The sequence below is a fragment of the Pseudomonas gingeri genome (assembly GCF_013385425.1).
Lineage (GTDB): Bacteria > Pseudomonadota > Gammaproteobacteria > Pseudomonadales > Pseudomonadaceae > Aquipseudomonas > Aquipseudomonas gingeri_D.
Genome location: NZ_JACAQA010000028.1, coordinates 1 through 13795, shown reverse-complemented (window position 1 = coordinate 13795; position 13795 = coordinate 1). Strand labels below are relative to the sequence as shown.

Below are 13795 nucleotides of genomic sequence, written 5' to 3'. Positions count from 1 at the left end.
GGGCTTCACGTTTCACCACGGAGACACCTATGGAACATTCGATCGCACTCGTCACCGGCACCACCTCCGGGCTCGGTTATGCGGCAGCCCGCACTCTTGCCGGAGAGGACTGGCGCGAGATTATCGTCACCGGGCGCAGCCTGGCCCGGACCCAGGAGACGGCCGCTCAGCTCGCGGCGCAGACCAAGGCGCAGGTCTTCACGCCGCTGGAGCTGGATCTGAACTCGCCGGCCAGCGTCGAGTCCGCCCTCGCCGAGCTGGTCAAGCGCGGTCGGCCGATCGATTTCCTGCTGCTCAATGCAGGGATGGTTCCAGGCAAGGAGCGCGTGATCACGGCCGCAGGCGTCGAGGCTTCCCAGGCCCCGCTGATCGGCCATCATCAACTGACGGTCGGCTTGCTTCACGCCAACCTGCTGAGCCCCAACGCACGGATTGTTATCGCCGGTGCGGAGCCTGCCCGAGGGGGCGTACCCATGTTTCGCTACACCGACGTGCCAGCCTTCGCGGCCAAGTACTACCGGGGTGACCAAACCGCCGCTGTGGAAGCCTTGATCCGCAACGGGCCGAACGTGAAGTACGTGCCCAACAATGCGTATGCCGACGCGAAGCTGATTGTCGCTTGGTGGGTCGCGGCGCTGGCCCGCCGGCTACCTTCCGGCATGGCCGTATACGCCGTGTCGCCCGGTGCCGCGACCGCTACCAAGGTTTCGCGACAAGCTGGCCTGGCCGTGAAGTATCTGTTTATCCCAATCGCGAACCTCATTCCCGGCATGAATCAGACGCCGGAGACCGCGGCCCGTCGGTACCTCCAGGCGTCGGAGTTCGGAACCGACGTCTCAGGGCAATTCTTCGCCTCGGCTCAAGGGAAGTTCTCAGGCCCAATTGAGGCGCAGCGCCACCCACACCTCCACGATCACGCCAGCCAGGAAGCCGCATGGCAGGCCGTCGTCAAGGTCTCCGGCGTCGACTTGTCCTAGCCTGCATCTTTGGCAATGGCGACCAAGAACTGATCGCCCCGACAGCCTGCCAAGCCTACGTCAAAGAAGTTTCAACACCAGGGTGACCGTGGGGCTGTCTGAGTGCGCGAATATCCAGTTCGGTCACCGCCCCTATAGATTTGTTCCTACGTGTTGCACCCTGACAAGCCCTGAGCTGCCCGTCCGTAGGGTTGTTGAAGGCGACGAACTGTCGGTGCACCTGGGTTCAACTCGTTACGTGGCAGCGCGATTGAGCTTTGAATTTCAATCCATTAGGCTTGCTGTCCACAAGGACTGCGGGTAACAAGGGATTGATGGATGGCGACTTTCTACGATTATTTTAAAGAAAATATGGAAGGGCTGGGCCTTCCGGCCCCCGAGTCACTCTTCGGCACACTGTCCGCCGCAGTGGCCACGGCCTCAACGCTACTTACTCAAATAGACAAGTTCGGCAAGGCGGTCACCATCGGCGAATTGATCGGTGCCGGCACTCGCCTTGAACAGCTCGCCATAATCGGCGCTTGCTCGGCAGCGTTTTATGTGGGGGCTGTGATTGGCAGTATCGCTGTCGCTACTGGTCGGAGTCTTGCCGGGGGCTTGTCCATCGCCGATGTGCTGGCCATGGCCCGTACCAACAATCTCGATCGACATTGGCTGAGTGCCTGCCTGATACAGTATCCAGGCGTGTACCAACCTCAATTGCCAGGCCGTCAGTTGTATCGCAACGCCAGGGGCGTCGTATGAAGGACTCCATCCTGTTGCTTCTCACCGCGCTGGTGGTGGCCGTCGTGTCCTGGGCGTTTTGGCATTTTGCTGGTGCTGATGGGTTTGCGGTCTTGAACCTTCTCGCCCTTGTTGCTTTGGCTGCAGATAACCTGCGACTACGTAGAAGGTTGAAGCGGCTGCTCTAAATTCTGCTGTCGTCGCCAGGCTGCGTCTGTTGTGGTTCAACTGTGCCGGGCACTGCATTGGCTTTCTGCTCAGTCCGAACAGGTATCAAGCAATGGCCTGAGGGGCTGATACGGCTGTAGAGCTGCATACTCAATGAACGGGAAGATCCGCTTCCCGTTCGTCTATCGTTTTAGAGTTGTCAGCCGTTGACGCTGACCGCCTGCCCATCCAGGACCGAGTCCATTTTGAGCTGTGCGAGTTCGATCAGATGCACCACACCCATCGCCACCTTGCGGTTCGAGCCGATCTGGTTGTCAGCGTTTTCATAGGCTGTGGCCGCCGCGGATTGCAGAATCGAATAGACGTTGACCAGGGTGTCTTCCTGAGTCTTGGGCTCATTCAAATGATCACGCAACATGGTGACGGGGGGAGGTTTCGAGCCTACGTCCGGGCCGAGGTTGTAGTAAGACAGGGCTCGGTCGGCGATACGAGGGTCGATGCTTTCAATGTTGGATATTGCAGGCGGATTGGGGGTTACTTTGAACATATTCGCACTTCCAATGTTAAGTGGAACTGCCAGTCATCGCGACTAAACGAGGGGGTGGCAGCTGTACACAGGTTAGTCGACCGGAACATTGGGAACCCGGCGCGCCCGAGGGCGCCCTGCGCACAGCCACCATAAAGCAGGGCAAGAAAAATCGTGCCCGACAGGGAGGTGACGCTTGTGCGCCCAATGTAGAACTTCCGGGCGACTAAACCCGATCACTGATGAGCAGTGACGAGTCGAAGCCTAGCGGCGGGAGCAGGCGCAAACAAGCGGTCAGGATTTTCTAGGAAATTTCAGTCAAGGGAAAGAGAGATCTCTTGCGTGCCGCTGAAATGACAGGCTTCCGTGAGGTGGGGAGAGGGCGGTTGGCCGTATAGTCCCGCCTGTAGCTCCCTTGAAAGAATCTGGGGAGCGCTGCGTCGTAGCTCCCGACCCTGGTCAATCAAGAGTGCGCCCAGCCTGGCGCTTCGCTAATCTGCGGGTACTGTGGAGTCAACCGTGCCGTACAAGGACGAAACCGATGATCAAGCGTATTGGTGAGACAGAAATCAAACCGGTTCACAACGCTTCCTGCCACTGTGGGGAGGTGGTGCTTGAGCTGGAACTACCGAACGGCGTGGTTGATCCGAAACGATGCAACTGTTCACTTTGCAAGAGGCGAGGCGCCGTTATGGGCACCGTTCCCCTGACGGGCCTGAAGATCCTGAAAGGGGCCGACGTGCTGAAGAGTTATCGCTTCAATACCCAGCAGGCCTGCCACTATTTCTGTTCCGTCTGTGGGGTGTACACCCATCACATCAGGCGAATCGATCCGTCACAGTGCGCCTACAACGTTGGCTGCTTGGACGGTGTTGACCCTGCAGACTTGGGCATGGTGACGGTGAGTAACGGACGTAACCACCCGTTAGACAAAAAGTAAGCTGACCCAAACGGATGAGAAGATCATCGTGGCGTCCTCACCCTGAATACCCATTACCCACCACGTGTGAATGTAAAAAATGCACTTAAAGCGATTTAGATGTTTCGGAACAGGCCCGAACAGTGGAAATGAAGCTTTGGTCATTTTTCAAAGGGGTTCCTCCGAGTGGTCGGTCGCTGAGCGGCAAAAATTCGCAGCCGAACAGAAGGCCAATGCCTGCGTCTTTATCAACACAATGGAAGACGGTATCGGACCGTGCGTTCTCGATTTTTATTACCCGCATGCTCGAAGTCCCCTCTGTCTGCACGCATCCCTGGCGGCTGCGTATTACATGCAGACCCATCATGTCGCTGAGTACTCAGGGTCAGCACTGACGTCCATGAGCAAACAGGTATTGACCTTTGCGCACGCAGGAAATGAACTGCATATCAGCGTCGAGCCTGATCATGTGAAAAGGCCTGCGCCCACCATCGGCGCCGTTGCAGAACTGCTTGGCTGCACGGAATCAGCGATCAAGACCCCGGCGGCCATCGCATCAATCGGCAGCCCCAAGCTATTGGTTGAAATGGTTAGTCCCGAGGCGTTGTACGCATTGCGCCCCCACCTGAATGGGATTGTCGCATGGGGGAAGGGGGCCGCCGTGAGCGGCATTTACGCCTACGCGCACCGCGAAATACATCAGTACGAGGGACGTAATTTCAATCATCTGGAGGAGAGCCTGGAGGATGCTGCAACGGGGGTGGCCGCAGGCGCGCTCAGCGTACTCCTGGCAAGAAACATCATCCTGCATCAAGGCGTCATGCTGGGAAATAGGTGTCAAATCAGCGCGTCGAATTGTGATGGGTTGATCAGCGTTGGAGGCTTGGTTTACGAAGCATGACAACAGCGTTTTCCTGCTCCGTCGGCTCCACAACCTGCGGTAAGGGGGAACCGCCTACTCACCTATCGAAGACAGTCTGGATCGCGCAATGTGGACATTCGGCATGCGATTGACTAGGCACTGTACGAAAAGAAATGTCGTAGACACCGCCGCCAGCAAGCCAGTGTGACCATCGCTGCAAAGCTTTCCGCCAGCTTGCAATAGCGTGTTCCCAGGCGGCGGTGTTCCTTAAGCCAGCCAAATAGCCGCTCTATCACATTCCGCTGCCGATATTTGGGCTTGTCGAAGAGACGCGGCAAGCCGGGCTTTGGCTTGCGCTTCATGTCCCGCAGGGGAATCACCGGCTGCATTCGATAACGATCGCAGTATCGGCGCAACGAGTCAGCGTCATACCCCTTGTCAGCCAAGAGCCAGCGGCATCGCTTGCGTGGCCTACCTCGACCAGAGGGGATGTGGACACCCTCGAGCAGCGGTTGAGCATGTGAAATGTCGCTTGCCTGCCCACCAGAGAGGGTGAAGTGGAGCGGTATGCCTCGGGCGTCGCAGACCATGTGAATTTTCGTCGTCAGCCCACCCCGACTTCGTCCAAGTGCGTGGTCCGCTGGTTCTTGCGCCCCCCTTTTTGGCCTGCGCCGGAAGAGGCTCGGGTGGCTTTCACTGCTGTTGAGTCGATGCACCAGGTATTCAGGTCGATCAGGCCTTGCGCATTAAGTTTGACGTGTAGCCGCTTGAGCATCTTGTTGAAGGTGCCCTGGTTTCGCCAGTCTCGAAATCGCTGATAGACCGTCGACCAAGGCCCAAATCGCTCAGGCATGTCCCGCCATGCTGCACCGGAGCAAAGCACCCACAGCACGCCGTTGAGCATCAAGCGGTCGTCGACTCTTGGGCGTCCGGTGCGTCGATGTTCAGCAAAAAGATCAGCGACTATTTCCCAGTCTGCGTCGGAAAGTTCGTATCGTTTGGGCATGGCAGAGTCCTTCGCCTAAATGATAAGAACTCTACGGAAACTCAGGCCGTCAGGGGCCGCGATGGGGTTTCAAAGGTTTTCATACAGAACCTAGGTTGCGACGTGGCATCGGGTTTTCGAGCTACCCATCAAGCGTTCGCCTCAGAAATGGATGTCTCTATGACCGCATTCACGCAAACAGATGCACAGCAGCGTGCAGACGATATCAGGGTATTCCAGCAAGAGCTGGAACGGCTTGAGCAGCATGGTGTACTTACGCTTTCAGAAGAGCAGCGGGACTCGGTGGCCTACCATCATCGCGACTTGCTGGACAGCTATACTCGCTCGTTCGACATCGATCGAACGACGGCATCTCGGCAACTCTCGATCGGCATGCGTGCTGCCTCGTTTCTGGGGGCGCTGGCCTTGGCGGCAAGCATTTTCTTCCTCTTCTATAAATTCTGGGGGATGCTCTCTACCCCGGCGCAGGTCACGACACTGGTATTGGCTCCGCTGGGCACTTTTCTTGGCACGATGTGGATACAAAGTAACGACGCTACCGGTTACTTCACTAAACTAGCGGCCCTGGTGGCATTTGCCTGTTTCGTTCTCGATATTACGATGCTTGGGCAAATCTTCAATATTACTTCATCTGACAACGCCTTGATTGTCTGGGCGGCATTAGCACTCCTTCTGGCATATACATGTAAGTTGCGTTTGCTGCTTGCCGCCGGAATTCTTTGCCTTGTTGGCTTCATTGCTGCTCGTGCCGGGACGTGGGGTGGCATGTATTGGCTTGACCTTGGTGATCGACCAGAGAATTTTTTTCCTGCTGCGATTTTACTCTTTCTTGTGGCGCTATTTGTGCCGCACCGGGATTTTTCCGGATTTGCTGTGATATACCGAATCTTTTCTTTTCTGACATTGTTTCTGCCCATGCTGGTATTAGCCAATTGGGGTGGTGGCAGTTATTTTGAAGCTGATCCAGTGTTTATCAAACATTGTTATCAGGTCGCAGGCTTCCTTTTTAGTAGCGGCGCAATTTGGCTCGGCATACGAAATTATTGGCCGGAAGTGGTGAACACTGGCATGACGTTTTTCGTGGTTTTCCTTTACACCAAACTTTACGATTGGTGGTGGGCGTCTATGCCGAAATATTTGTTCTTTTTCGTGCTGGCTCTGACGGCTGTGCTCATACTCGTTGTTCTCAAGCGGTTGAGGACAGCACAGTCCGGGGAGGCGAAATGATGAACTGGACGCGTCGACACTCGTTGATCGCCGGAGTAGGGTTGATTTTGATCACAAATGTGGTCGTGCTGCTGGGCGTTGCATACAACAAAAGTGGAACGCCCGAGAGCGTGCTTAAATTGTCGCAGCGTGAATTGCAAGTTCCTTATGGTGGAAGGGAAGGTGCTGACAATAGTGGGATGTCGCTAAGACTGATAGCGAGGTCTACCGGCCCTTTTAGCATGGGGGCTTCCGGCGAAGAGGACAGTGATGGATGGTTTGGCAAGGAGAAGCTTGCTGAATTGGGATTTGATGTTTCAGCACCGGCCGATACGGAACAGGGCCGCGCTTACTATCAAAAACAACATTCCAGACAGGTATTTATAGTTTTGGAATTTAATGGTCGAGCATATCAACACGCGGTTGAGGTTGCCAGGAAGATGGAAACAGCCGAATTAAATAAAAAACAGCCAACAACGCTGGCTAGAGAGCAGACTATGAGCAGTCGACTATTCATTGTTGACGCTGGCGTAAGCCGCGAAGCCCTGCGTGCGAAGTACCCGGATACGACTCAATACAGCATTGTCCGTGGACAGGTCCGAGCGATGGTTTACACTCATAATAATCAGGCAATGCTTATAGGTTATGTCAATCAGAGGGGGGCTGAAAACATCAACGTGCCGTTTACGTTCAGGTCTGTATTTGAGCCGATGCAGCGAACCGTTCAGGAAAACGGTTACTCCGCATCAAATAGCGGGTCGCCTTCATTTGAGGCAGCGATTGCTTTTGGTAAACGACTTGAACCATGGATGGTGGCGGCGACGGCAAAATAGTAATAGCTGTCATTGACCTTGCTGGGTTGCCTTGTTGCAGCCACACATATGTCTGCAGCCACATATGCACCGAACGGCTGCCCAGGGCGTCGGTGTAATCGCGAACCTCGTACCAAACTGACCACCCTGGTAATGGCAGGCAGGTCAGCAGGAGGAGTGATAGTGAGGTGATTTTTTCAGGGGGGGCATTCAGTCCGAGTGTCCATACGAGGCGCCGGTAGTTTAACCCGATCGCTGGTGGCTGTTTCGATTAGGCGCCGAGGATGCTGAAGCATGCACCACTGTCATCCTCAGTGACGGAATCGCATTCATGTTAAAGTGCCATCTTTCTGTCGATTAAGTACGCCCGCATGGATGCTTCGTTTCACCGCTTCAGCTGTTTTCCTTTGCTCACTCTCGCCCTGGCACTTTCAGGATGCCAAACGAGCGGGTTCGGATCTTATTCACCGCCTGCGGTCTCATCAGGGCCTGAGGTGTTCAACGCTGTTTTGAACGAGCCGCCAGAGCCGAACTTAATCGTGCGTAAAGGCGATCAGATCACCTATGCCGTGATCACACCGTCGGAGTTAGGGCACCGCTACATGGTGCGCTTCATCTCCGATTGCAGTCAGCCCACTGCGCGGATGCTTTTTTACACTGCCGGTGGAATGAAGCTGTTTTCTGATGGCTCACAAGCTCACCCGGAGGAAATCGGGCAGCTACCGAGTGAGCAAAAAAAGCAGTATTTTCAGGGCGCGCAGCTTAAACAGGCCTGCGCTCAAACTGCACTGACCGACTGGCGCGTCGTCGCAACACCCGACCATCAGGATTGGCAACTGATCGACCGCGCCAGCCTGAAGGTGAAGGGGGATGAGGTCATCTTCTGGAGCGCCCGAGTCCCGGCCCGCGAGATGCTGACGCCCGACAGAACGGCCGTGTATAAGCAGTCAAGGCAGTGGTGGAGGGCAAATTGTTCGCAACAACAGCTTACCCTCTTGAGTGACTTCTACTTTGGCGCGGACAGCTATGTCATCGGCTCGGCGTGGCGGGAAAAACGGGTTCCTAAAAGCAGCAGTCTTCTGCAAGCTGATGAGCGCCAATTGCTTCAGTTGGCTTGTGGCAAACCGCAGTCATTGGATCAGTACCCGCATTATGAAGGGCGTAAGCAATCAGGCTTTGAGTTGCCACCACAGGTGATCGCGGCCCCTGTCCTGAAGGCCATCGAGGCATTGAACATGCCTGCACCGCAGAAAAGTATCCAGCACCTGCGCCTGGCGTCCAACGACATGGAAGAGGCAAAGCGATCAGGGCTCTATAACTTGATGCGCTGGGGACGCGATTCATACTACGAGTCGAGCGGCGCGGGAAAATTATTGATTGAACATCGCCAAGTCTCGCCAAATCAGGAGGTCGATGTCAGTTTTCGAGGCCTGATCACCCTGAGCAAAAGTAGCTACTACACCCCTGTGAGTGGGCCGACTATCAGTGACCGCCCACCCGCCATCGATCTCAGGTTCAAGGGCGACTGGGCGAAGATGCCGGTTGGTGCGCAGTTGCGATACACCCTGCAGATATCGTTCACCTTTGGTGATGTGCCTGGGATACCGTTGGACTATAGCGTCACGTGCAACGTTGAATCGCAGCAGCCTGCCAGCGACTATTACCCGAACCTGACGGGCAACGCCAAGGTACTCAGCTGTACCGGCAAGGACTACGACTGGGGGCAAGGCGTCGCGACTTACGCCTACCTGGAGGTGTATGGATTGTTTGTACCGCTCGAGTATGTCGGTAACGGCCCGCCCAAATGGTACGGGAAGTGGACGATCAAGTCGGTAGAGTAAAACCACCTGGAACGGGAAGCTTGGCTTCCCGTTTCCGCTCTACATGGAGCGCCATCAGCGGCTCAATCTGCCTCCACGGGTTGGAAGCTCAGGTCCGAAATGGACCTTTCAATATCACGCCGAGAGCCTCTAATAGTGTCTATCCGCTGCTGGATCAACGTCTCGCTTTTTCTCCTGGTCAGTTCACTCTGATCAGGCACATCGAATAGGATTGCCGTTATGTCTGCGGTGTTTCGTTAGAGGCTTGAAAAATACGGCTGGTGACGCACCCTACGCCCCACTGATTGCAGTAAAAGCCGGCCACTTGATGCCTTCGCTGGAGGCTCGCAGCCAATGGTATTTACAAACGTCAGGTCTGGGGTGGAATAGGCGCGTTTGGCGCAAGAAAGGGCTTCAGGTCGCTCCACGGAATGATGACCTCGGTCGTCCCAAACGCGTAGGCGAGCACCGCGTATGGATCAATAGTAATGAGCAAGCCGTCTTGTGTAAGCGTCCAGCCACGGATGTTGATTGCGGCGCGCTCGACCCTATCGCGTTCTACTGACGTGCCGTCAGCTTTCTTTTTGATGGCCTCGTAGCTTCGGCTGGTCAAAAAGTCTTTCCAGGCGGTGTCTATGTTGAACAGATCCGTAGCTTCAAGAGTATGGAGGCGCGGCTCGATGATGTACGTGAGGCCGATCGTTCCGCCTTGGCCATGCGGCGTGCCATGGCAGTATTCCCAGTCTGTCGCCTTGACGCTGATTACCTTCGCGGAAGCGTAGTTCACTTCAAGGCTGGAGTATTCGTCGCCATGTCTAGAGCCGCAATCCGAGTCAACCGCGCGCATCATCCGTTTTTTTTCCATTGCGTCATTCCATGACGCAATCGCTGGTGACAACGGTGCATCGATTCGTGGTGCGCCAGCGTGAATTTCGTACGGCCGGCCAGCTTTGTCGAGAGTGGTCGCGGAAAAGTAGTCGCTACGGCTGAACAGGTAGGGCCCAATCGTAACCGCCGCGGTAGAAAGGTCTTTGAGGCGATCCGTATAGCGCTTAGTCAGGCAGAATCCGACTTCGGAGGCATCCTGAGACGTGAAACAGAGATCTCGTACGAACTGCAACCATTGTCGTTGCCCGTCTCGCAGGATGGTCTGTCCGTCCGACGACAGGCGTTGCAACGCGGCGTTATACGACGTTGCGATTGAGCTATCCAACGTTGATAGCGCCGGATCGGCGCACACGGCTTTTTCCAAAGGTGAATGGGCGTTGTCGCAATCGAAACTCGCGGCAGACGCAATCGTTGGTATCAGACACGCTATAACCAGAGCACGCTTAATCATTTCAACACTCCTTGAGCTCTGGGAAAACCGAGCGCTACGAATACAGATCAATAAACTGCTTGCTAGGTGTTCAGTCTCGGAGGGGCATGGCACATCCTTGCCAAAAAACGGAAATGGTATACGACTTACAACCGGCGAGGACTTTGTTATATATGGCTCGTCGGGGTCCGCTCCGGCGCTGACTGTGTACAGCCCGCCGGTACACTTATCGGTTTGGGAAAGTCGCCGTCGGCCTTCATTAAGTGACCGATGTCCATGTAGTTCCAGAGCCAGCCTGCGTGCAGCTTCTGGCTAAAGCAGGTAAAAAACAGCTGTTTTTCACCCCATTTCGGTTGCCATGCTGTATCCATCAAGGTTCGGGCCGACGCACTGTTGCCTGAATAGATGTACGTCAGCATGTCACGCCATAGCAGGGCGGGTGGCCACAGATCGTTGGTACCGACCTCTTCCAGCAGGAGCGCCTGCGTATCTTCTTCCAGCTCGACATCCGATGGCGCCGGTTTGCGCATGCCAGCGACGTTCAGCACATAGCGTCCTTGTATGGCATCCCAACTGAGCGAGACTGGCGGTGCAGGGCTGCCTGCGAATGAGTGGTACCAAAACGCGAAACTGAAATCGAAGAAACCCAATACCGGTCCGCCATGAGCAACCTCCTGCATATCGAACTGATCCGAGTTGTAAGCCTCGATATCTTGTTTATGCAGTGATGGAGCAAAACTGATGATGTGCAACGTATGGCAACAATTAGCGCCACCACTGCGGCCCACCACGATCATGTTCGGCGCATGGGTGGGGTCGGGGTCTGTATAGAGCACGTCGAAGTAGACATTTTTGAGCGTGATCGGCTGTGAACCTTCTCGCGTCAAGGTCACGATTTTTTTGTCGTCATCCGACTGAGACTTCGCCTTCAGCACGGACACTTGGACGCTCGTATCGCCGACAGTTGAAGTGATCAGTGTCTTGGGTTCGGCTTCCACAGCCCAAACCTGGCTCACAGCAAAATACAACAGCCACGGGGCACACCAGCGCATAAGCATCACATTTCCCTGAATGTCTAACACAGCAAGTCCATTTGAAATTGACCAAGTGGTGAAGCACGTGGCTCTGGCCGAATGGATCAAGGCACTAGGCTATTACCTTGACATCATCCTCGGTCCAAGTGAAGTTTCTCAGACCGCTTGCTTGAGCATTCAGCAATCCATTCAGCAAGTTGACGGCCGGTCAGCGAACAGGCATCACAGGTGCGCAACGGCAGCCCTTTATGCGGCGGCAGCGATCATTATCTTGATTCAGCCTGTGGTGGTTCAACTGCGTCGCACACAGCATGGGCTCGGTCCGAGCAGGGCGCAGGCAATCGACTGAGGGGGGCTGACATGCCGTTGAACTTCGGAGCCGAACGAGCGGAAAGCCAGGCTTTCCGCTCTCCGTAGAACGTGGTCAGCCGCCGGTGCTGACCGCTTGCCCATCCAGTACTGAGTCCATCTTCAGCTGTGCCAGCTCGATCAGATGCACCACACCCATCGCCACCTTGCGGTTCGAACCGGTCTGGTTGTCGGCGTGCTCATAGGCCGTGGCCGCCGCGGATTGCAGAATTGAGTAGACGTTGGCCAGGGCGTCTTCCTGGTTCCCGGGTTCATTCAGATGCTCATGCAACACGGTGACAGGCGCTGGTTTGACGCTTGCCTTCGGACCGAGGTTGTAGTGAGACAAAGCACGGTCGGCGATACGAGGGTCGATGCTTTCGATGTTTGAGGTTGCAGGCGGATTGGGGGTGGGCTTGAACATAGTACGAGGTACTCCAAGTGCATGTATTGAAGCCGTCACCATCGCTACCAAACGATTAAAGGGTGGCGGCCGTACGCAGGTTGGTAGACCGGTGCACTAGGAACCCGGCGCGTCCGCGGACGCCCTGCGCACGGCCACCATAAAAGCTGAGGCCGAAAAAAAGCGCCTTGCTCAAGGTGGCGCTTTGCGCCTAGTTACACCGAGGGCTACCAAACCCTGTCACTGATGTGCAGTGACGGCTCGAAGATAGCCACCGGCGTGGGCAGGCGCAAGCGGTCAGGATTTTCTAGGAAATTTCACTCAAGGGAAAGAGAGAACTCTTGCTGGTCGCTGAAATGGCCGACTTCTGTGAGAGGCTGTGAGCGCCATTGACCCTGTGTTCGATCCCACTGGTTGAAAGGTGTCGTTGATGGCCAGCTGCTTTCGAGCCAAGGTGGGCGTTGGCAGTCATGATGAAGATGCAGAAAACTCAAACGCAGCCGTTACAAAGGCGCGTTCCAATTGAAGCCACACACCTCCTGCCGAAACCATTGCGCTAGAACACATCATGATCGATCTATTCATTGCTCTTCTGGAGTTCCTGGGCCCTCTGGACTCTGTAGCCCAAGCAGATGGGCCGTCCACATGGGCACGACGTCATCGGAAGCTGATCAGAGTGTTGTACATCCTTTGCATGCTTCCCTTGTGCGTAGCGCTCTTGCTGCTTTTTATCGACTGGGTGGCTGGCCTCGGCATCGGAGGGAAGAGGGTGGTCATGGTCGTGGTGGGGATGCAACTGATCGGTTTGTTTGTCCTGCTGCACCGCAAGAGCAATAAATAAACGTCATCGTTTGGTTCCGCCATCTCCGTAAGCGGCGACGCGGGCCCGTTCCGAGATGTCTCTGTCTCGGGCACTCAAGGAAGGATAAAATGTGGTCGACGAATACAATCAAGCACTCGTCATAGGTGCAGCCTGCAGCGCCATGGCTGCCGCTTTACACATAGGCGTTGTCATTGCAGGTCCTGCCGGATACCAGTTTGCCGGCGCAGGAAAACGCTTTATTCGCGCAGCGGAGGCGGTAAGAGCATTTCCGGCAATCGTCACAATTGGAATCGCGCTGATCCTCATGGTCTGGGCTCTCTATGCCCTGTCCGGCGCGTCGGTGATTAGACCGTTACCACTGTTGCGACCCGTGCTAAGTGCTATAACGCTCGTTTACCTGCTTCGGGGATTCGCAGGATTTTTCATCTTGAAAAATACCGGCAGAACCACTCGATTCATTCTGATCAGCTCGGCAGTCTGCACAGGTTTTGGTATGGCCCATTTTGTCGGGCTCGTTCAAGTGTGGGGACGGCTGGTCTAGGTACAGCTATTCCCCCATCGACGTTGGTTGTGGGCACGCTAGCTCGGCTCGAATTCGCGGCGTTGTCCGGGTTGAACCATGAAGACGTCCTTCCATAATGCATCCTCTTGCTCGGTGCTTAAGGATGCACCATGACTCTCCGAGACTGAACACCTAGGGTGCGAAGAAGCGGCACGCTCAGCAGGGATTTCGCATTCTGCGACAGTCTTTTCACGAATTCCTCACATCCTGGAGCGCAGATTGACCTGACAAAAGGATTTGGCCCCATCAAACAAAAAAACCGCCATGTCAGACTGTGTGAAAACGCAG

At 55.4% G+C, this 13795-nt stretch carries 15 protein-coding genes; 10 read left to right on the top strand and 5 right to left on the bottom strand.

Annotated features, from left to right (window positions below; genetic code table 11):
* Nucleotides 1-29: 29 nt before the first annotated feature.
* From HX830_RS26300 to HX830_RS26290, 3 genes are all read left to right on the top strand, one after another.
* On the top strand, nucleotides 30-977 hold the full coding sequence (locus HX830_RS26300) for an SDR family NAD(P)-dependent oxidoreductase (RefSeq protein WP_177103590.1): 948 nt from the start codon (nucleotides 30-32) through the stop codon (nucleotides 975-977).
* 318 nt (nucleotides 978-1295) lie between these two features.
* Nucleotides 1296-1721 carry a hypothetical protein gene (locus HX830_RS26295; RefSeq protein WP_152742337.1) on the top strand — a complete coding sequence of 142 codons (426 nt, stop codon included), beginning with the start codon at nucleotides 1296-1298 and terminating at the stop codon, nucleotides 1719-1721.
* Entirely contained in the window at nucleotides 1718-1888 is a 171-nt protein-coding gene (locus HX830_RS26290; RefSeq protein ID WP_177103588.1) for a hypothetical protein, read from the top strand. Before HX830_RS26295 ends, HX830_RS26290 begins: the two co-directional genes overlap by 4 nt.
* 179 nt (nucleotides 1889-2067) lie before the next feature.
* On the opposite strand, the gene HX830_RS26285 is transcribed toward HX830_RS26290, so the two are convergent.
* Complete coding sequence (locus HX830_RS26285) at nucleotides 2068-2415, bottom strand: DUF6124 family protein (protein WP_177103586.1); 348 nt, start codon at nucleotides 2413-2415, stop codon at nucleotides 2068-2070.
* Between the two features lie 520 nt (nucleotides 2416-2935).
* Here HX830_RS26285 and HX830_RS26280 point away from each other — a divergent pair.
* Nucleotides 2936-3334, top strand: coding sequence for a GFA family protein (locus HX830_RS26280; protein WP_177103584.1), 399 nt, complete (start codon nucleotides 2936-2938; stop codon nucleotides 3332-3334).
* 79 nt (nucleotides 3335-3413) lie between these two features.
* Entirely contained in the window at nucleotides 3414-4214 is an 801-nt protein-coding gene (locus tag HX830_RS26275) for a PhzF family phenazine biosynthesis protein (protein WP_256350665.1), read from the top strand.
* Nucleotides 4215-4327: 113 nt separating this feature from the next.
* Here HX830_RS26275 and HX830_RS26270 read toward each other — a convergent pair.
* Nucleotides 4328-5181, bottom strand: a protein-coding gene (locus tag HX830_RS26270; RefSeq protein ID WP_177103580.1) for an IS5 family transposase whose coding sequence is annotated in 2 segments (ribosomal slippage) — nucleotides 4328-4837 and nucleotides 4840-5181 — 852 coding nt in all. Because the reading frame shifts where the segments join, the coding sequence is not laid out codon by codon here.
* Nucleotides 5182-5340: 159 nt separating this feature from the next.
* On the opposite strand from HX830_RS26270, the gene HX830_RS26265 reads away from it, so the two are divergent.
* From HX830_RS26265 to HX830_RS26255, 3 genes are all read left to right on the top strand, one after another.
* Nucleotides 5341-6408 (top strand): DUF2157 domain-containing protein, encoded by a 1068-nt coding sequence (locus tag HX830_RS26265; protein WP_177103578.1) that lies wholly within the window; start codon nucleotides 5341-5343, stop codon nucleotides 6406-6408.
* A complete protein-coding gene (locus HX830_RS26260; protein WP_177103576.1) occupies nucleotides 6405-7220 on the top strand; it encodes a DUF4824 family protein in 816 nt (271 codons plus the stop codon). Before HX830_RS26265 ends, HX830_RS26260 begins: the two co-directional genes overlap by 4 nt.
* 350 nt (nucleotides 7221-7570) lie before the next feature.
* Nucleotides 7571-9040 (top strand): hypothetical protein, encoded by a 1470-nt coding sequence (locus HX830_RS26255; RefSeq protein WP_177103574.1) that lies wholly within the window; start codon nucleotides 7571-7573, stop codon nucleotides 9038-9040.
* Between the two features lie 349 nt (nucleotides 9041-9389).
* Here the strand turns inward: HX830_RS26255 and HX830_RS26250 are convergent, their stop codons facing one another.
* The 3 genes from HX830_RS26250 to HX830_RS26240 all read right to left on the bottom strand — a co-directional run bounded on the left by HX830_RS26250 (nucleotide 9390) and on the right by HX830_RS26240 (nucleotide 12143).
* Nucleotides 9390-10358 (bottom strand): DUF3298 domain-containing protein, encoded by a 969-nt coding sequence (locus HX830_RS26250; protein ID WP_177103572.1) that lies wholly within the window; start codon nucleotides 10356-10358, stop codon nucleotides 9390-9392.
* Nucleotides 10359-10504: 146 nt separating this feature from the next.
* Complete coding sequence (locus tag HX830_RS26245) at nucleotides 10505-11395, bottom strand: hypothetical protein (RefSeq protein WP_177103570.1); 891 nt, start codon at nucleotides 11393-11395, stop codon at nucleotides 10505-10507.
* Nucleotides 11396-11795: 400 nt separating this feature from the next.
* Nucleotides 11796-12143 (bottom strand): DUF6124 family protein, encoded by a 348-nt coding sequence (locus HX830_RS26240; protein WP_177103568.1) that lies wholly within the window; start codon nucleotides 12141-12143, stop codon nucleotides 11796-11798.
* A 547-nt stretch (nucleotides 12144-12690) separates the two neighbouring features.
* Between HX830_RS26240 and HX830_RS26235 the strand changes: the two genes are divergently transcribed.
* Both HX830_RS26235 and HX830_RS26230 read left to right on the top strand, forming a co-directional pair.
* Entirely contained in the window at nucleotides 12691-12963 is a 273-nt protein-coding gene (locus HX830_RS26235) for a hypothetical protein (protein ID WP_177103566.1), read from the top strand.
* 91 nt (nucleotides 12964-13054) lie between these two features.
* A complete protein-coding gene (locus HX830_RS26230; protein ID WP_177103564.1) occupies nucleotides 13055-13486 on the top strand; it encodes a hypothetical protein in 432 nt (143 codons plus the stop codon).
* Nucleotides 13487-13795 lie beyond the last annotated feature (309 nt).